Source organism: Robertmurraya korlensis, assembly GCF_023715225.1.
Taxonomy (GTDB): Bacteria; Bacillota; Bacilli; order Bacillales; family Cytobacillaceae; genus Robertmurraya_A.
In genome coordinates this window covers 126,532-145,060 of sequence record NZ_JAMBNS010000001.1, presented here as the reverse complement: position 1 = coordinate 145,060, position 18,529 = coordinate 126,532, and the positions used below count along the sequence as shown (strand labels likewise).

The following is an 18,529-nucleotide window of genomic DNA, read 5'->3' as shown; positions in this document are numbered from 1 at the left end:
TAGACGAAAAAAAGAAAATATGTTCGCTTCATAATAGCTCATATTTATTTGGGTTTGTCCATATGATGTATCAATACTTATATTTTGTGGAGATGATTGTTTTGAGCGAACAACCATATATATCGATTTTAATAGATGCCTATTTTATAGCTCTAGGTGTTTTATTAGGTGGAGCGCTCATCGGTGGGCTATCTGCATTCTTGACCGGTAAACCAATGTTAACGGAAATTTACCGAATATCAACTTCGATAAGGATTTGGGCAATTATTGCTGCGATAGGCGGAACATTCGATACGGTTTATAGCTTTGAAAAAGGTTTCTTAGATGGAGGTACAAAGGATATCTTTAAACAATTCCTGCTCATTCTTACTGCTATGGGTGGTGCACAAACAGGAGCAACGATCATTAACTGGTTAACGCAGGAGCATATTTAATATGAGAATCCCGCCTTTCTACCGACTTCGTGCGGTTCAGCAGTTTATTGCAGGTATGGCGTTAGGTGGAGTAATCAGTTGGTGTGTATTTCTTTATATTTATGGAGACTGGCAAGAAACCTACTCAAAAGAGTTGAAGCAGCAAGAAGAACGTATTAAGGATTTAGAAAAGGAAAAAGATATTTGGCAAAATGACTATCGTGAACTCAATAAGAAAAACGAGGAACTTCTTATCGTTCAAGATATTAAAATTAAAATTAATGTGAATCAGAAATATGAATTAGATTCTTTTAGCATTTATGAGGTGGAAGAAGCGATTAAAGAGGATATCAATCCACTATTAAAGATGGATATAGATACTGCTTTCAAAAGTAGTGATTGGGTGAAAAAGGTCATTGAAAATCGGACACACAAAATCAATGACAAAAGATACCAATTAAAAGTAAAGGAAATTGTATTTTATACTACGTTATCCATTCAACTCGAGTTGCAATTAGCTAATAATTGAGGTAGGAACGAAAAGGAGTTCCTACCTCTTCTTTTACTTACATACTTCTTCAATATCCTTCATGACATATGGTACTTCGTCCCATGAATAAATGGAAGCTCCAGCTGCGAGAGGATGACCTCCGCCTTTATACTTCTTAGCAACGCCATTAATCACTGGGCCTTTTGAACGAAGGCGAACACGAATTTGATCATGTTCCTCAATAAAGAAAACCCATGCTTTAATTCCTTGTACACTTCCTAGAGCACTCACAAGAAGGGAAGCATCTGCTGCTCTTACATCGTATTTAGCAAGGAGTTCCTTTGGAAGGATCATGGATGCAACACCATTTTCGTTCATTTCGAAATTTTGAAGAACATAGCCATTCAATTGAACAACATTCAATGGTAGTTCGTACATTCCATCATAAACTTCTGTACGAGAGAAATTATATTTTATCAACTCGCCAGCATATTGGAAAGTTCGATCGTTCGTACTAGGGTAAAGAAATCTCCCCGTATCTCCCACAATTCCTGCATACAATAATCTTGCTGCTTGATCTGACATTTGTAAGCCCTTTTCTTGGCCATACAAATAAAGTTCATAAATCATTTCACTCGTTGAGCTAGATGTCGTATCAACCCACACAATATCACCATATGGATCCTCGTTTGGATGATGATCTATTTTTATCAATTTGTCTCCAGAGAGGTATCTTTGGTCACAAATTCGCTCTTGATTAGCCGTATCTGTCACAATAACTAGGGCCCCATTATATGTATCATCGCTTATTTCATCAAGCCTTCTCAAATATTGTAAAGACCGCTCCTCCTGCCCGACTGTGTAAATCGTTTTGTTTGGGAAAGAAGCCTTTAAAACTTCTGCCAATCCCCCTTGTGACCCATACGCATCCGGATCTGGACGAACATGTCGATGGATAATAATAGTATCGTACTGTTTAATCGTTTCAATTATTTGATCTTTCATTGCTGATCTCCTTTTTTTCTAATACTCTCTTTTTAACACAAAAAGAGAAAAAGTAGAAATTATTTTATATACAAGGTAGAATAATGGAAGAATGTCGAAGCTTGGAGGAATTATATGCCTATTTTTGTCATTATCATTGTAGTATCTATTATGTTTTATATCTTTTATAAAATCCAATTCTTTCGTTCCAACCGCCCGGCAGAAAAGAAATGGATTTCCGCTAAAAGCAATATTGCTCTAGGATTATTTATTGCATCCTTTGGAATGAATCGTATCATGATTTCTCAATCAACTGTAGTGTATATCATAGGAGCTATTTTTATCGCCCTTGGAGCATACAATATTTGGGGTGGAATAAAAGCTTATAAGTATTTCCTTCCTCTTGCAGCAAAGGAAGCAACTGAACTAAAGAAGCAAATGTAAGAAGGGGAGTTGTTCATTAATAGAACAACTCCTTTTTTCTAGTGTCGATCAATCAACTGACACATCATCATCGCTTTCCCAACTAATACATTTTCGTTATATACTTCCACATCGACCTTCCCGAATTTACGTCCAACCTCTAGCACTTTCGGATAAATTTCTAATATACTATCCATTTGAACTGGTTTTAGAAAATAAATTGTCATATTTTCAACGACTAAATCACCTTTTTTATATCCTCTTAGAACACCATTGGCTGCTTCAGTCACAATAGTAGTGAAAACACCATAGGAAATCGTCCCAATTGAGTTTGTCATTTGAGGACTTACCTCACAGCGGAGAACGTCCTCGTTCTTTGTTTTACCTTTCGTGACTACAAGCTGATTTGTAACGATATCATCAATCGTTTCTCCGACTTGAGGCTGTCGTTGAATCATCTGTAGAGCCTTTAGTACATCCTGTCTGCTAATGATTCCCTCTAAGCGATTATTATCGTCAACAACTGGAAGGACCTCGATTCCTTCCCATACCATGGAGTGGGCACAGGAGGCAACACTCGTTTTTCCAGTAACAGTCATCGGATTTTTTGTCATGATTTTTTCAATGCTTGTCGCATCTGCAATTCCCATAACGTCCTTTGATGTAACCATCCCTTGCACCTTCATTTGGTGGTCGACTACCGGAAATCGACTATGAGTTGTTTCACGATTTTTTTCATGCCAATCTTCAATCGTGTCCGTTGTTTTTAAATAGATGGTTTCGTTAATTGACGTTAATATATCTTCAACAAGTACAATTTCTTTCTTTATTAACTGATCGTAAATTGCTCGGTTTATCATTGCAGCAACCGTGAAGGTATCATAGCTAGTTGATATAATTGGCAACTGTAGGTCATCGGCCAACCTTTTCACTTCATCCTCCGTATCAAAACCACCTGTGATGAGAACGGCAGCTCCAGCATTCAAAGCATATTCATGAGCTTTCGTCCGGTTTCCTACTATGAGAAGGTTGCCTGCACCTGTGTAACGCATCATTTGTTCAAGCTTCATCGCACCAATGACAAATTTATTTAACGTTTTATGTAAACCAGCACGTCCACCGAGGACTTGTCCATCAACAATATTTACTACTTCAGCAAATGTCAGCTTTTCTATATTCTCTTTTTTCTTTCTTTCAATTCGAATCGTTCCGACACGTTCAATGGTACTCACATAACCTTTATTCTCCGCATCCTTTATGGCACGATACGCTGTTCCTTCACTCACATTAAGCGCCTTGGCAATTTGCCTTACTGAAATTTTTTCACCTATCGGTAGTTCATCAATATATTGAAGAATTTGTTCATGTTTTGTAGCCAAGACCTTCACCCTTTATAAAATCTGTATTTTCTATTAGTTTGGTATTAATCCTTATTATAAAGCGTGAAGGGGCTTGATTACAATTTGATTTCTTTTTGCAGATAGGTATTTAGTAGGCTCGGACTTTTTTTCGTACCTGTTTTTTTGATAATTGAGCATGAGTAGCCGCTTTCTTTTTAGGAGCATACATGATGCCCGACAAATTGCCAGCGATTACGAAGATGGCTAATAGTAACCAAGTCACGGAAAACAAACCTGACAAGCCTGCGTTATACGCAGATAATTGTGGTACTCCGTAATAGAGCATGACACCACAAGATAGCAAACAAAATAAATATCGATTTTTTTTCAAATTTAGATCTCCTTTCTTGTCCAATTAGTAAAAATGTATGCAAGAAAATAAAAAGTAGTCGATGAATTCGCCTCTGACGATTCACCGACTACTTTTTCTATAATTCTATTGACTGACCTACTTCAAGTACAACTCCTACTCCTGTAGAAAGCATGTTAACAAATGCTTGTGGATCTTGCTTAAGCAGTGGGAAGGTATCAAAGTGAATAGGTACAACTCTCTTCGCCTGGAGAAGTTCTGCCGCATAAGCAGCATCCTCCGGTCCCATTGTGAAGTTGTCCCCGATCGGTAGGAAAGCTACATCAATTGCATTTCGGTCTCCAATTAGTTTCATATCTGAGAAAAGTCCTGTATCGCCAGCATGGTATATCGTCTTTCCATCAATTGTTAAAAGAACACCAGCAGGCATACCTAGGTAAACGATTTCATTTTTCTCGTTTATGTACCCTGACCCATGAAATGCTTGGGTTAGCTTTACTCTACCAAACTCGAAATTAAATCCTCCTCCGATATGCAATCCGTGTGTTCTTACTCCTTTTGAACTTAAATAATCAGCCATTTCTGCTGTTCCGATCACTAGCGCATTATTCTTTTTCGCCAGTTCAACGGTATCTCCAAGATGATCATTATGTCCATGAGTTACAATTATTACATCTGCTTTTACTTCCCCTACTTTTAAATCGGTTGCCGGGTTTCCACTAATAAAAGGGTCAAAAAGAATTTTCGTACCGTTTGCCTCAACTAAAATAACTGAATGTCCATGATAGCTAATTTTCATTTCTCCACACTCCTTTTAACTTTTCAATTTCCTTATACCCATATTTTACTACCAATATAAGTTTACTTTCAAAAGTATTGTTGTTACTCTAAATTTATAGTAAAGGGGGAATCTGTGTGACTGATAAACTGAACACAATAGCAGAGTGGCTTAAACAAGAACAAATTGACTTTTGCTTTTTAACGAACCCTGACAGTGTGTTTTATGTAAGTGGATTTTTAAGCGATCCCCTTGAAAGACTGCTAGGTGTAGGTATTTTCCAAAGTGGAGACCCATTCCTTGTTTGTCCTTCTATGGAGAAGGAAGATGCAAAGAAAGCAGGCTGGAGCTATGATATTATCGGATATACGGATATCGAAAATCCATGGACATTGATACATAAGCTTTGTAACGATCGAACGAAGTCTGTAGAAAAAATCGCAATTGAAAAAGAACATATGAATGTTGAGCGCTACGAGCTTATCCGGTCCCTATTTCCACAAGCTGCCTTTCTTCCTGCAGAGGAAAAGCTTCGCAAATTACGGATGGTAAAAAGTGAAAGCGAAATTGCGACAATTCGTGAGGCATGTGCTCTGGCTGATTACGCAATTGAAGTAGGATGTTCCGAAATTGCGGAAGGGAAAACAGAACTAGAAGTATTAGCAGCCATTGAATATGAATTAAAGAAAAAAGGTGTTTCAGAGATGTCTTTTTCTACCATGGTTTTGACGGGGAAAAATGGAGCTTCTCCTCATGGAAACCCTGGATTGACTAAAATGAAAAAAGGCGATCTCGTTCTTTTTGATTTAGGAGTCATTGTTGAAGGATATTGCTCAGATATTACTCGTACCGTTGCTTTAGGTGATATTAGTGACAAGCAAAAGGACATCTATGATACTGTATTAAAAGCTCAAACTTCTGCTATCAAAGCTAGTAAGCCTGGTGTCACTTGTCAATCGGTCGACCTGACAGCAAGAAATATTATTTCAAATGCCGGTTACGGGGAATATTTTCCTCACCGACTTGGTCACGGGCTAGGAATAAGTGTTCATGAATATCCATCTCTCACAGAAACCAATTCGCTTTTGCTTGAAGAAGGCATGGTCTTTACGATCGAACCTGGAATATACGTTCCTGGAGTAGCGGGTGTTAGAATTGAAGACGATGTGCTTGTTACCTCCAATGGGGTGGAGATGTTAACAAAGTTTCCAAAGGAATTACAAATAATAAGATAAAGAAAAAACTCCTTGAACATTTTTTCAAGGAGTTTTTCTTGTATTCTATTGTTCTAATAGTTCACGAGAAGCTGCATATTCTAATCCATGAGCTTCCGCCACAGCTTGGTATGTGACATACCCTTCAAGGGTATTGATTCCTTTTAATAATGCTTCATTTTCGAGACAAGCTTTTTTGTAGCCTTTGTTCGCAATTTGAAGTGCATAAGGTACCGTTACATTTGTTAAAGCCATCGTTGATGTACGTGGTACTGCACCAGGCATGTTTGCTACTGCATAATGCACAACGCCATGCTTTTCATAGGTTGGCTTATCATGAGTAGTAATACGGTCAGTCGTTTCAAAAATACCACCTTGGTCAATGGCAATATCGACTACTACCGAGCCTGGTGACATCGACTGAATCATTTCTTCTGTCACAAGTTTAGGTGCTTTCGCTCCTGGTATTAACACTGCACCAATGACTAAGTCGGAGCTCTTAACTTCTTCAGCGATATTGTAGTGGTTAGACATAAGAGTCGTTACATCACTGCCAAAAATGTCATCAAGCTGACGTAGTCTATCCAGACTAAGATCGATAATCGTGACACTTGCACCTAGCCCAATCGCCATTTTTGCTGCATTGGTTCCTGCAACTCCCCCACCGATGATGGTTACCTTTCCTCTATTCACGCCTGGTACACCAGCAAGAAGAATTCCTTTCCCTCCATGTACCTTCTCAAGGAATTGTGCACCAATCTGTGTAGCCATTCGTCCAGCTACTTCACTCATTGGAGTTAATAGCGGAAGGCTACCATTAGAAAGTTGGACTGTTTCATAGGCAATTCCAACTACTTTGTTTTCGATTAATGCTTTTGTTAATTCTGGCTCTGGAGCTAAATGTAAATATGTAAACAAGATCAATCCTTCTCGGAAATACTGATATTCCTCTGGAAGTGGTTCTTTAACTTTCATTACCATATCCATCGACCACGCTTCTAAAGCGCTTTCAACAATGATGGCACCTGCATCCACATAATCAGCGTCGCTAAAACCTGATCCAAGACCAGCCCCTGTTTCAATATGTACTACATGCCCAAACTTCACTAAATTAATAACACCAGCAGGAGTCATAGCGACTCGATTTTCGTTATTCTTTATTTCTTTAGGAACTCCAATACGCATGCCTTACCCTCCAAAATATGTAATCAGTGATCATGAAGCCGATAATAAATATACCACTTTTTTATTATAGGAATAAAGAGATTTCTGTCATCCTTTGACATAAATTCCTGTTATAATGGTCATAATTTCATTTTTAAAGGATAGGTATTCAATGGAACGATTCGAAACATTACGTAATGCACTCATTCGGTTTTGGAGAAACACACATATTACCCAATTTTTATTATTACTTCTTCTAGTTTTTGTATTATTTGCGATTCTTTATTTTGCTTTCCTTGCAAGCCAAGCAAATGTACAAACCTTAAAGGAAGGCTTAAAACAATCTACAGTTATTTACGACAAGGACGGAGACGTGGCTACTGAAATTAGCACTAACCGTAACAAAGGCGTGGAGATTACAGAACTCCCTGATTATGTTGGCAACGCAGTTGTTGCCATAGAGGATCACCGCTTCTATGAGCATAATGGATTTGACCTAAAAGGTATTACAAGAGCATTCTTTAAAAATTTACTGGCTGGTCGTATAACCGGAGGTGGGAGTACACTAACCCAGCAATTAACCAAAAATGCCCTACTCTCTCCTGAAAGAACGTATAAAAGAAAAATTGAAGAATTATTTCTTGCCCTTGAAATTGAAAAAAAATACGAAAAAGAAGAAATCCTTCAGATGTATATTAATCAAGTATACTTTGGACATGGGGCATGGGGAATTGATCAAGCAGCTGCCAAGTATTTTAATAAAAATGCTAGTGAATTAACTATTAGCGAATCCGCATTGCTTGCTGGACTTCTTCAGGCACCTTCTGCACGTAATCCATTCCAAAACTACGATGCAGCGATTGAGCGCAGGGATGTTGTACTCGCAAAAATGAAGGAAAATACATTTATCACTGAGCAGCAGTATAAGGAAGCTATAGGAGAAAAGATTGTTCTTGAAGAAGGGGGCGGCAGCTTTCTAGATCGAAAATACCCCTCCTATACAGATGCAGTCCTTGACGAAGCGATATCAAAATATGGCTTAACACAGGAAGAAATCTTAACTAGAGGGTACAAAATTTATACGGAAATGGATCAAAACCTGCAATCCTCTCTTGAAACCATCTATTCCAATAACAACCATTTTCCAAGAGGCAAGAACGATGCGATTGTTCAAAGTGGTTCGGTACTTCTAAATCCGTCGACTGGTGGAGTCAGAGCACTAGTTGGAGGACGTGGAGAATCCGTTTTTCGTGGATTTAATCGGGCGACCCATTTAAAGGCACAGCCAGGATCAACATTAAAACCATTAGCGGTTTATACCCCTGCACTAGAAGAAGGATATGCTTTATCCTCCATGTTACAAGATAAGCAGCAAGCATTTGGGGATTACCAACCTGAAAATTATAATAAAACATATGCTGGTGAAGTCCCTATGTATGTTGCGATGCAGGAATCTCTGAACCTCCCAGCCGTTTGGCTACTAGATCAAATTGGATTGAATAAAGGAATAGAATCGTTAAAAAAATTTGGCATTCCACTCCAGGAAGAGGATGAACATTTGGCGATTGCACTCGGAGGAATGAATGAAGGAACTTCTCCACTCCGATTAGCGGCCGCTTATTCCACCTTTGCCAATAAGGGAAAACGCGCGGATGATCATCTTATAACAAAAATAGAAGGTCCTACAGGGAATATTATCGCTGAACACCAAAAAAAGGTCGTACAAGTGACCACCAAAAAGGTCGCAAATGAAATGACGTCCATGCTTCTAAATGTTGTGGAATCAGGAACAGGTTCCGCTGCACAAATTAACGGATCACCTATTGCTGGGAAAACAGGGTCAACTCAACTAAGCTTTTCCGGTGTTGATGGAACAAAGGATCAATGGTTTGTCGGGTATACTCCTGACCTGGTAGGTGCCATTTGGATTGGATACGATCAGACCGACCAAAATCATTATTTATCCGGATCAAGTTCAGAAACAGTCGTTCCAATCTTCAAGAAAATTATGGAGGCAGCCATTCCATATACGGATCAAACACCGTTTACGGTGGAATCAGTAAATGCTAGAATGCAAGGCGAACAAGACACAGAAGAAACGCAAGAAGCAATTAAAGAAAAGGCTGAAAAGATTGAGCAAGTAATTAAACAAGAGAGCTCAAAATGGAGTCAAGTGATAGATAAAATGAAAGAAGACTTAAAAACAGCCGGACAATTGTTAAAAGAAAGACTACAAGAACTAAAGCAATAGTTTTGATTAAAAAAGGAAGCCAAAGGGCTTCCTTTTTTCATTACTACTCCGATTCATTCCCAATCATGCTATCATACTTTTCATTGTCAAACTGACCGTTAGGCTGATCAATGACACCACTATTATAAGCATCCATAATTTGTTCACTAACACTGCTCTCGCCTTGCTGGTCGTAAATATAATTCGATTGGCCTTTCATCTCTTCCTTTTTCATTGATTACAAAACTCCTTTAAAGTGTATTTTCCCGCCTATATTATTTTTCGAAAAATTGCTACAGATATACATCAATTGGGTATTGTATAATAAAAGTAAAGGAGGAGATGAAAATGAGTCTTACGTATAAGAAGATATTAGTTGCTGTGGACGGTTCTAAAGAAGCAGAATGGGCTTTTAAGAAATCAATTGAAGTGGCCAAACGGAACAATGCAACTATTTTATTAGCTCACATCATCGACACTCGAACGTTTGCAACCGTTGAAGCCTATGACCGTACGATTGCGGAAAGAGCAGACAAGTTTGCTACAGAGCTAATGGAAAGCTACAAAGAGCAGGCATTGAATGCAGGCGTTCAACACGTAACCTATGAGATCGATTATGGTTCTCCAAAGGTAAAAATTCCTAAAGATTTAGCGAAAAAACATGAAGTGGATTTAATTATTTGTGGAGCAACAGGATTGAATGCGGTAGAACGATTTTTAATCGGTAGCGTTTCCGAACATATTACCCGTTATGCACGCTGTGATGTTTTGGTGGTACGTACAGAAAAAGAATAAATAACGCAGAAAAGCACGCTATTAGTCATTAGCGTGCTTTTCTTGCTTTATCTTTGATATTACTTTATCTTTGATTTTGCTTTAAGTATGGCCTCTTCGACCTGAGCAAACCCTGTTCCTCCTGCTGAGTTTCTACGTTTCACGGCAGTGACTGGGTTTAACACTTCATATATATCATTTTCGAATAATGGATTTGCTTCCTTATATTGTTCAAGTGGTAAGTCAGCCAAATAGCATTGACTTTGAACGCATGTAAGCACAAGCTTTCCTACGATTTCATGAGCTTCACGGAACGGAATTCCTTTTCCTGATAAATAATCAGCAAGCTCTGTCGCATTAGAGAAATCCTGTTTTGTAGCAACTTCCATTTCATTTGCATTAACTTTCATCGTTTCAACCATACCAGCAAAAATCTTCAACGAGCCCGTAATGGTCTTTACCGTATCGAACATGCCTTCTTTATCTTCCTGCATATCCTTGTTATAAGCAAGCGGCAGACCTTTTAAAACCGTTAGCAAACCAAAGAGATTGCCATACACTCTTCCTGTCTTCCCACGGATTAACTCAGCCATATCAGGGTTTTTCTTTTGCGGCATAATGCTTGAACCAGTCGTAAAGCTATCATCAAGCTCAATAAAGCGAAACTCTTGACTTGACCATAAAATAAACTCCTCAGCAAGTCTTGATAAATGCATCATCAGGATTGAGCTTCCAGACATAAATTCCAATATAAAATCTCGGTCACTAACAGCATCTAAACTATTCTCATAAATACTAGAAAACTCTAAGAGGCTAGCTGTAAGTTCACGGTCAATAGGAAATGTAGTTCCGGCTAAAGCACCTGCACCTAGTGGAGATTTATTAATTCTCTTAAGACTTTCTTGGAATCTCTCTTTGTCACGCTCAAGCATCCAAAAATAAGCAAGCAAATGGTGTGCAAATGAGATAGGCTGCGCTCTTTGTAAGTGTGTATAACCTGGCATAACCGTTTCTACATGCTTTTCAGCCTGTACCAATAGACTTTTCTGCAGTCCTTCAATCAGTTCAACAACATGCCCAGTTTCCTTTCGTAAATACAAATGCATATCTGTTGCCACTTGGTCATTTCTGCTTCTGCCTGTGTGGAGCTTTCCACCAACAGGACCTATTAACTCGATAAGCTGACTCTCAAGATTCAAATGAATATCCTCTAATTCTACGGAGAATTCAAGTTCATCATTGATTGCCTTTTCTTGTAAAACCTTTAGCCCATCTGTAATTTGAGCAGCTTCCTCATGCGATATAATACCGCATGAAGAGAGCATACTTACATGTGCTAAACTACCTTGAATATCTTCTAGGACTAGCTCTTTATCAAAGGAAATAGAGGCTCCAAATTCATCTACCCATTCCTCTGCTGTTTTGGTAAAGCGTCCTCCCCAAAGCTTTTTCACACAGTCACCTTCTTTTGTTGCACTTGAGATTGCACCTTGGTTGGCAGACCCCATAGCTGAATAAAACCAACTGCAGATTTATGATCAAACTGATCTTCTGCTGTATACGTTGCTAATTTTTCATCATACAAGGAGTACTCTGACTTTCTTCCTTCAACAATTGCATGACCTTTAAATAGCTTGACACGAACGGTACCTGTTACATGCTTTTGCGTTTCCTTAAGGAATGCTTTTAAAGCAATAGTTAGTGGAGAGAACCAAAGTCCATCATAAATGACTTCAGCAATCTTTTTACTAATAATAGGTTTAAAATGAGCTACTTCCTTCACAAGAGTTAAGTCTTCAAGCTCTTTATGTGCTTTTAATAAGGTCATTGCTCCTGGGCACTCATACACTTCACGTGATTTAATACCCACAAGTCTGTTTTCCACATGGTCGATACGTCCAACACCATGCTTACCAGCCAATCCATTTAATTCTAAAATTAGTTCTGAAAGTGTGTAGCTTTTTCCGTTCAAGCTAACAGGAACTCCACTAACAAACTCAATTTCAACGACATCCGCTTGATCAGGTGTTTGCTCAAGTGGCAATGTAATATCGTATGCACCTTCTGGTGGTGCTGCCCAAGGATCTTCTAATACTCCACATTCCGCTGCTCTACCCCAAAGATTTTGGTCAATAGAATATGGGCTATCTAAGTTGATCGGAATCGGAATTCCGTTATTCTTTGCATACTCAATTTCTTCTTCACGAGACCAGCTCCACTCACGTACTGGAGCAAGAACCTTTAAATCAGGGTTTAACGCAGAAATGGATACTTCAAAACGAACTTGGTCGTTTCCTTTTCCTGTACAACCATGCGCTACCGCAACTGCTCCTTCTTGCTCAGCAACTTCTACTAATTTTTTCGCAATTAGAGGACGAGATAGTGCTGATACAAGAGGGTACTTATCTTCGTACATCGCTTGTGCTTGCAGGGCAACTAATGCATATTCATGCGCGAATTCTTCCTTTGCATCAATTACGTAAGATGATACCGCACCCACCTGCAATGCTTTCTCTTTAATAAAGTCTAGATCTTTACCTTCTCCTACATCTAAACAACATGCAACTACTGCATACCCTTGATCTTGAAGCCACTTTACTGCTACTGATGTATCTAAACCTCCTGAATAAGCAAGAACAACTTTTTGAACTGACATGGTAATCCTCCTAATATCGAATAAATATTCAAATGATTTATATTTTTATACTTTAATAATATGTATACAAATGTAACAAGTTTTCTCCCTATTTTCAATACTTATTCTTAAAAATGTATAAAAATTTATAAAAATATTTATACATCTTCCTTCTGGAAGGCATGAAAAGACTGTAGTAGAATGGATATATGATGATCGGGAGGGGCTTTCAATGGAAAAACACTTTGAATTAAATGAAAGATTAGGAATCAAGCTCCCTACTTTGCATAAAAACTGGGAGGATTATACCTTTCATACACAGCAAAGCATTCTGTTGGAATGGGAGAAAATACGGGGACATATTCCTGATCGAATTGCAGAACTAGAAGAACATATTAATAGGAAGCAGGCCTCTTTATCAGATGAAAGTGATTTTCAGAAATCATGCCAATTAAATACCGAAATCGCTGAACTCGCTTCCATAATAAATGATTTATGGCTATGGTATCGAACAAATCAGGATATCGGTGGGAAAGCTCATCATTAAAAGAACCTTCAGACGCCTGAAGGCTCTTTTATTCTTTATTATTTTTTATATACTCTAGCGTGTTTGAATGATCGTTTCTCAATGCATCAATAATTTCCTCATCCGGCTGGACAAGAGGCACCTTTTCTTTTCCTAACTTTTTATAAATCGATCTCACTTCCGATCGAGAGTCTACTACCTTCCACACATCATTTACCTTTCTGATTGACAAATCAATAACCCCTAAATGATTCCCCCAATATCCGGCTTGAACTAATGGAGTATTATGGATGGTACCTTTTTCAATATTAATAAATTGTTGCTGTAAAAAATAATCATCGTTAGGAAATAGAGAGTGGCTGTGACCGTACAGAATCGCATCAATTCCTTCTACTTCTGTTAACGCCATTACACTATTTTCACTTTTGTTTACTACACCCTCATCGGCAGCCAGGCCAGCATGAGCTAGGACAATAATGATATCAGCACCTTTCCCCTTCATAATCGGTATGAAATGTTTTGCAGTAGACACCATGCTTTTTATTTTAATTTTTCCTTTAAAATGCTCCTCATCCCATTTGGCTGCAATAGGAGTAATTAGCCCAAGTACACCGACCTTGATATTTTGCTCCAATCCCATTGTATCTGTAAATCTTTTATCTAATATGAGGTACGGATTAAAATAGTTGATATCATCAAATGAGTGTAAATTATGGTCTTCCACATAAATATTAGCATTCACATATGGAAAATCAGCTCCCCGTAAGCTCGTTTGCAAGAAGTTTAATCCGAAATTAAACTCATGATTTCCAAGTGTTGCCCCGTCATATCGGAGACGATTTAACGCTTTAAATGCTGGATGGATAAAGCTCTGGTCAAACTGATACGTTTTAGAGGCAAGTTCAGCTAATGCACTTCCTTGAATTAAATCACCATTATCAAATAGAAGAACATTTTTCGCTTCCTTTCTTGCATCTTTAATTAAACTTGCCGTCCTTGCAAATCCGAATTCCACTGTTTCTTGATTGTTCCGATAATCATAATCCATCATATAACTATGTAGATCTGTCGTCTCGAGAATACGCAGCTCGATTGATGGAGGAACGGGCTCTTCTATTGCCATCATTTGCTCAGCAGGTGATGCAATAAGTAAGGCAAAAATAACGAAAAAGAATAAATTTCTCATCTACCCACCTTCTAATGTAAGAAGTGATTGATTTATTACTCTTCCCAAACAGCCCTTTAATTAACCAAAAAAAAAGCGAGAACTAGTGTCTCACTTTTTCACAAATCTTTTTTCAACTCTCTCACTATATGGCCGAGCTCAGGCAGAATTAATTTATTCATTGCTAGCTTCACTGCCCCTGTTGAACCTGGAGTAGAAAAGATGGCTTTATTTTGAATAACACCAGCAATCGCTCGAGATAAAATTGCAGCGGAACCGATGTCCTCTGTATAGCTAAGCATTCGAAACAATTCCCCAAACCCACTTATTTCTTTCTCAAAAAGTGCTTGAACCGTTTCAATCGTTACATCACGTTTCGCAATACCTGTACCACCATTTGTTAATATAATATCAATCCTGTCATCAATACAGCCCCGAAGAACTTCCCTTGTAATTTCCTCTTTTGAATCTTTAACAATCACATAATCTCCAATCACATGATCATGTTCCTTCAATAAGGATATCATGAGCTGACCACTTTTATCGGTTTCCTCTGTTCTTGTATCACTCACGGTAATTACTTTACATGTCACAGAGCGTGGGGCAGTTTGCTTGTGTTCATCCTTACTCATCTTGTTTATTCTCCTTTTCTGCTAGATAACGCAATTGGTAATAAGAGTGAGCAAAATCCGTAACTTTCCTAGTTAGTTGATAATTGGTCCCTGCCCCAATGGCCATGGATATAAGAGGTATTCCTTGAAGGGTCTTATTTTTAAAGAAAAGGATCGCAATCGATTTAAAGATCTGCTTCAATGGTTGTTCCATCCAAGTGATATCTGTAAGTTCTTCTTTTCCTTCATAAAAGTATTCTCTATGTTTCCCGATATCCTGCTTTAATTCCTCCCAACTATACACCTGCATTCGGACGGGAAGAGTTGCCGAATGAAATACTTTCAATGAATTCATCATTTCAAATGGAGTATTAACTTCGTATCCATAGGTCATAGCAATGAGTTGAATCACTCTAAGGTTTATCACGGTAACTGCAGGAAGATCTACCCCCAATAATAGAGCCCCACCAGTTCCAGACATTCCTCCTTGAGCAAAGGAATAAAGCCTATGTCTTGAGATTTGTTGTTCAGCAATGTACTGAAGCTGATCAATGCTTAATTGTTTTAAATCCTCAATTTGCATAATATTTTGGTCGAATACTCTTCCAGCTGAAAGGATTCGCTCTTTTGCATCATACTGAAGTTGACTTCCTTGTATTAATGCATGTAAATGGAATAACCAACTATCTAAGGCTATGTAAAACTGCTTCTGTGTTTCTTGTGGTAATAGGGAAAAAACTCGCTCTACGTACTTATCATACGTTACTTCAAGATCATTAGGAGAATAGCTGTAAAGACTCTCTTCCCATTCTTTAATCCTGGCCATCACTTGTTTTTCACGACTTGTTAAAGCCATTGCCTTCCCTCCTTCTTAACTAGCTTAAGTATAGCATACACATTGTTTTTGGAGAAAAAGCAACAGGCAAATGCCTAATCAGCATTTGCCTGTGTATAAGAATATTATTAAGCTAATTTTACAACATCACGTGCAATCATAACTTCTTCATTCGTTGGAATAACGATGACTTTTACTGGAGAATGAGGATAGTTAATAAATGCTTCTTCTCCACGTGTTTTGTTTAGAGCCGGATCCCAATATACACCCATAAACTCTAAGCCCTGAAGTACACGCGCACGAATTGCTTGGCTGTTCTCACCAATACCTGCTGTAAAGATGATTGCATCAACACCATACATGCGAGATGCATAAGAACCAATATACTTATGGATTCTGTTACCGAATACTTCTAACGCTAATTCCGCACGTTCATTTCCTTTCTCAGCTTCCAACTCGATATCGCGAAGGTCACTTGAGAATCCGGATACTCCTAACATTCCACTCTTTTTATTAAGGATATCCAATACTTCATCAGCACTGTTTCCTGTTTTCTCCATAATGAAAGGAATTAACGCTGGATCAATATTTCCTGAACGAGTTCCCATTGTTACACCAGCAAGCGGAGTGAAGCCCATTGATGTATCGATAGACTTACCGCCTTCAATCGCAGCAATACTCGCACCGTTACCTAAGTGACAAGAAATCAAACGAAGCTGTTCAAGTGGACGACCTAATAGTTCTGCTGCACGCTCTGACACGTACTTGTGTGATGTACCGTGGAAACCATATTTACGAATGCCATATTCTTTATAATACTCGTAAGGCAAGCTATATAAGAAAGAGCTTTCTGGCATTGTTTGATGGAAAGCTGTATCAAATACAGCGACCGCAGGCACATTTGGAAGTACTTGTTGGAAAGCACGAATTCCAGTTATATTAGCAGGATTATGAAGAGGTGCTAGCTCGGATAACTCTTCAATCTTACTTAACACTTCATCAGTAATTAAAACAGAGTCATTGAATTCTTCGCCACCATGAACAACACGGTGACCAATACCATTAATTTCTTCAAGTGACTTAATAATTCCAGATTCAGTTAGCTTATTTAAAAGCATTTTAACTGCTACCGCATGATCAGGAATATCTGTAACTTCTTCCACCTTTTCACCGTTTACAGAAATCGTGAAAATAGAATCCTTAAGACCAATACGCTCAATTAGTCCTTTTGTAATAACATCTTCATTCGGCATTTCGAATAATTGAAATTTCAGTGATGAACTTCCTGCGTTAATCGCAATTACCTTTGACATATTATAAGTACCGCTCCTTTTTTAAAGAAACTCTCAATACGCTAATACAAATATATTTTGCACTAAGACGCTCGTTTCTATCTCTCCATTCCCCATTTAATCACTGCCTCACATACATTTCAAGAACAAGCTAATTTTGGTATCGGTTACAGAATAAAGTAATTATATTCTGAAAATAAGGCAAAAAACCGACAGCCTTTTTATTAGCTATCGGTTCCTTATTATTTGTTCTCTTTTTTCCATAAATCAATGTTTTTAAGCATTCGCTCCACTTCATGTCCTTTAGAAAGTGTCGGAATGTTAACAAGAAGTACCTGCTTAGGTGGCTTAATGTCTCCCCCTAATTTTTGCAGGATTAAAATGCTTTTTGCTGCTTGTTTATTTTTAAACATGGTCATTGGTAATTGCAAGATTCCTTGGATATGAGCCTGTTCCTTTAAAAAAGCATGAAGTTTTGGCGCCTCTTCACTTTCAAATAAACCATTGGGAATAATAAAAAATAAATATCCCCCATCCTTCGTATGTTTCACGCTTTGCTCAATAAACAGATGATGAGCGTATGAATGGCCTTCCGATGACTTTAACTGATAATCTTGTGCTCGAACATCATTAGGGTAATAGCCAACTGGTAAATCAGCCACGACTGCATCAACAGGATCAATAAAAAGGGGTTCTAAACTATCCTGATTGAACAATTCAATCTGATGTTCTTGAAGGTTTGCATTCACGAATGAAAGATGGATTAATAGATCGTCTATGTCTACTCCAATCGCAGTCACCTTTTTATTCACTTGGAGATTCATTACCGTCGTTAGTAAGTTTCCAGTACCAACCGCTGGGTCAAGTAATCGGATGTTTGTTGACTCGACAAACTTATCCACTAAATAACCTACTAACATTCCAACGGCATCTGGTGTCATCTGATGGTTTGGTTGTACACTTTCCTTCATCCCTTTTAAAATAGCTAATTGATACGCTTTACGTAATTCCTCAGCTGAATATTTATCGAGACGAAACGCTTCGTAGCTTTTCTTTAATCTCTTAAGTGTTAATTCACTTAACTCCTCTTGTAATACTGATTGTTGGAAGAGGTTTTCACCCGTTTCAGCTAATGCCTCTAGGTATGTACAATTTAGCTCCTCCTGTAAGATAGAAGCCGTCTCATTAAATAATGTAAATAAATCTTCTAAAGTAGAAGGTGTCATATTTCTTCCTCCTGAAAAATTCATATCTTCTATTGTATCTAGCATAGGGAAAGAAGGCA

General features: G+C 38.2%; 20 protein-coding genes. 7 read left to right on the top strand and 13 right to left on the bottom strand.

The genetic code is table 11. From position 1 onward, the window contains the following. Window positions 1-92 precede the first annotated feature (92 nt). The gene (gene ytrH / locus M3175_RS00795; protein ID WP_251515204.1) at window positions 93-434 is read left to right on the top strand and encodes a sporulation membrane protein YtrH; all 342 of its coding nucleotides are present in this window, start codon (window positions 93-95) and stop codon (window positions 432-434) included. Window position 435: 1 nt separating this feature from the next. Then, window positions 436-942, top strand: coding sequence for a sporulation membrane protein YtrI (gene ytrI / locus M3175_RS00790; protein WP_251513597.1), 507 nt, complete (start codon window positions 436-438; stop codon window positions 940-942). 33 nt (window positions 943-975) lie between these two features. Here ytrI and M3175_RS00785 read toward each other — a convergent pair whose 3' ends face one another. Beyond that, window positions 976-1,908, bottom strand: coding sequence for a DHH family phosphoesterase (locus M3175_RS00785; RefSeq protein WP_251513596.1), 933 nt, complete (start codon window positions 1,906-1,908; stop codon window positions 976-978). A 114-nt stretch (window positions 1,909-2,022) separates the two neighbouring features. Between M3175_RS00785 and M3175_RS00780 the strand changes: the two genes are divergently transcribed. Beyond that, a complete protein-coding gene (locus tag M3175_RS00780) occupies window positions 2,023-2,331 on the top strand; it encodes a YtpI family protein (RefSeq protein WP_251513593.1) in 309 nt (102 codons plus the stop codon). A gap of 38 nt (window positions 2,332-2,369) precedes the next feature. Here the strand turns inward: M3175_RS00780 and M3175_RS00775 are convergent, their stop codons facing one another. The 3 genes from M3175_RS00775 to M3175_RS00765 all read right to left on the bottom strand — a co-directional run bounded on the left by M3175_RS00775 (window position 2,370) and on the right by M3175_RS00765 (window position 4,819). Next, window positions 2,370-3,689 (bottom strand): CBS domain-containing protein, encoded by a 1,320-nt coding sequence (locus tag M3175_RS00775; RefSeq protein ID WP_251513590.1) that lies wholly within the window; start codon window positions 3,687-3,689, stop codon window positions 2,370-2,372. Window positions 3,690-3,798: 109 nt separating this feature from the next. Further along, window positions 3,799-4,041 carry a hypothetical protein gene (locus M3175_RS00770; protein ID WP_251513586.1) on the bottom strand — a complete coding sequence of 81 codons (243 nt, stop codon included), beginning with the start codon at window positions 4,039-4,041 and terminating at the stop codon, window positions 3,799-3,801. Between the two features lie 97 nt (window positions 4,042-4,138). Further along, the gene (locus M3175_RS00765) at window positions 4,139-4,819 is read right to left on the bottom strand and encodes a metal-dependent hydrolase (protein ID WP_251513583.1); all 681 of its coding nucleotides are present in this window, start codon (window positions 4,817-4,819) and stop codon (window positions 4,139-4,141) included. Between the two features lie 116 nt (window positions 4,820-4,935). Here M3175_RS00765 and M3175_RS00760 point away from each other — a divergent pair, with 116 nt between their 5' ends. Next, entirely contained in the window at window positions 4,936-6,033 is a 1,098-nt protein-coding gene (locus M3175_RS00760; protein WP_251513582.1) for a M24 family metallopeptidase, read from the top strand. A 45-nt stretch (window positions 6,034-6,078) separates the two neighbouring features. On the opposite strand, the gene ald is transcribed toward M3175_RS00760, so the two are convergent. Continuing rightward, entirely contained in the window at window positions 6,079-7,197 is a 1,119-nt protein-coding gene (ald, locus tag M3175_RS00755) for an alanine dehydrogenase (protein ID WP_251513579.1), read from the bottom strand. A gap of 151 nt (window positions 7,198-7,348) precedes the next feature. Here ald and M3175_RS00750 point away from each other — a divergent pair, with 151 nt between their 5' ends. Beyond that, window positions 7,349-9,427: a transglycosylase domain-containing protein gene (locus tag M3175_RS00750; RefSeq protein ID WP_251513576.1), complete on the top strand. Its 2,079-nt coding sequence runs from the start codon at window positions 7,349-7,351 to the stop codon at window positions 9,425-9,427. A gap of 43 nt (window positions 9,428-9,470) precedes the next feature. Here M3175_RS00750 and M3175_RS00745 read toward each other — a convergent pair whose 3' ends face one another. Continuing rightward, window positions 9,471-9,641 (bottom strand): hypothetical protein, encoded by a 171-nt coding sequence (locus M3175_RS00745; protein ID WP_251513573.1) that lies wholly within the window; start codon window positions 9,639-9,641, stop codon window positions 9,471-9,473. A 113-nt stretch (window positions 9,642-9,754) separates the two neighbouring features. On the opposite strand from M3175_RS00745, the gene M3175_RS00740 reads away from it, so the two are divergent. Further along, window positions 9,755-10,201, top strand: a complete 447-nt coding sequence (locus M3175_RS00740) for a universal stress protein (protein ID WP_119709383.1) — start codon at window positions 9,755-9,757, stop codon at window positions 10,199-10,201. A 59-nt stretch (window positions 10,202-10,260) separates the two neighbouring features. Here the strand turns inward: M3175_RS00740 and argH are convergent, their stop codons facing one another. Further along, window positions 10,261-11,634: an argininosuccinate lyase gene (gene argH, locus M3175_RS00735; RefSeq protein WP_251515201.1), complete on the bottom strand. Its 1,374-nt coding sequence runs from the start codon at window positions 11,632-11,634 to the stop codon at window positions 10,261-10,263. Then, window positions 11,631-12,836 (bottom strand): argininosuccinate synthase, encoded by a 1,206-nt coding sequence (locus M3175_RS00730; protein WP_251513570.1) that lies wholly within the window; start codon window positions 12,834-12,836, stop codon window positions 11,631-11,633. Before M3175_RS00730 ends, argH begins: the two co-directional genes overlap by 4 nt. A 211-nt stretch (window positions 12,837-13,047) precedes the next feature. Here M3175_RS00730 and M3175_RS00725 point away from each other — a divergent pair, with 211 nt between their 5' ends. Continuing rightward, complete coding sequence (locus M3175_RS00725; RefSeq protein WP_251513568.1) at window positions 13,048-13,362, top strand: hypothetical protein; 315 nt, start codon at window positions 13,048-13,050, stop codon at window positions 13,360-13,362. Window positions 13,363-13,390: 28 nt separating this feature from the next. Here M3175_RS00725 and M3175_RS00720 read toward each other — a convergent pair whose 3' ends face one another. The 5 genes from M3175_RS00720 to M3175_RS00700 form a co-directional block, all read right to left on the bottom strand. Beyond that, window positions 13,391-14,527, bottom strand: a complete 1,137-nt coding sequence (locus M3175_RS00720; protein WP_251513565.1) for a metallophosphoesterase — start codon at window positions 14,525-14,527, stop codon at window positions 13,391-13,393. A 98-nt stretch (window positions 14,528-14,625) separates the two neighbouring features. After that, window positions 14,626-15,138 carry a MogA/MoaB family molybdenum cofactor biosynthesis protein gene (locus M3175_RS00715; RefSeq protein WP_251513562.1) on the bottom strand — a complete coding sequence of 171 codons (513 nt, stop codon included), beginning with the start codon at window positions 15,136-15,138 and terminating at the stop codon, window positions 14,626-14,628. Next, a complete protein-coding gene (locus tag M3175_RS00710; protein WP_251513560.1) occupies window positions 15,131-15,973 on the bottom strand; it encodes an EcsC family protein in 843 nt (280 codons plus the stop codon). The genes M3175_RS00715 and M3175_RS00710 overlap by 8 nt, the downstream gene beginning before the upstream one ends. Window positions 15,974-16,080: 107 nt before the next feature. Then, complete coding sequence (locus tag M3175_RS00705; protein ID WP_251513557.1) at window positions 16,081-17,265, bottom strand: acetate kinase; 1,185 nt, start codon at window positions 17,263-17,265, stop codon at window positions 16,081-16,083. A gap of 221 nt (window positions 17,266-17,486) precedes the next feature. Beyond that, window positions 17,487-18,470 carry a class I SAM-dependent methyltransferase gene (locus M3175_RS00700; protein ID WP_251513554.1) on the bottom strand — a complete coding sequence of 328 codons (984 nt, stop codon included), beginning with the start codon at window positions 18,468-18,470 and terminating at the stop codon, window positions 17,487-17,489. Between the last annotated feature and the right edge of the window lie 59 nt (window positions 18,471-18,529).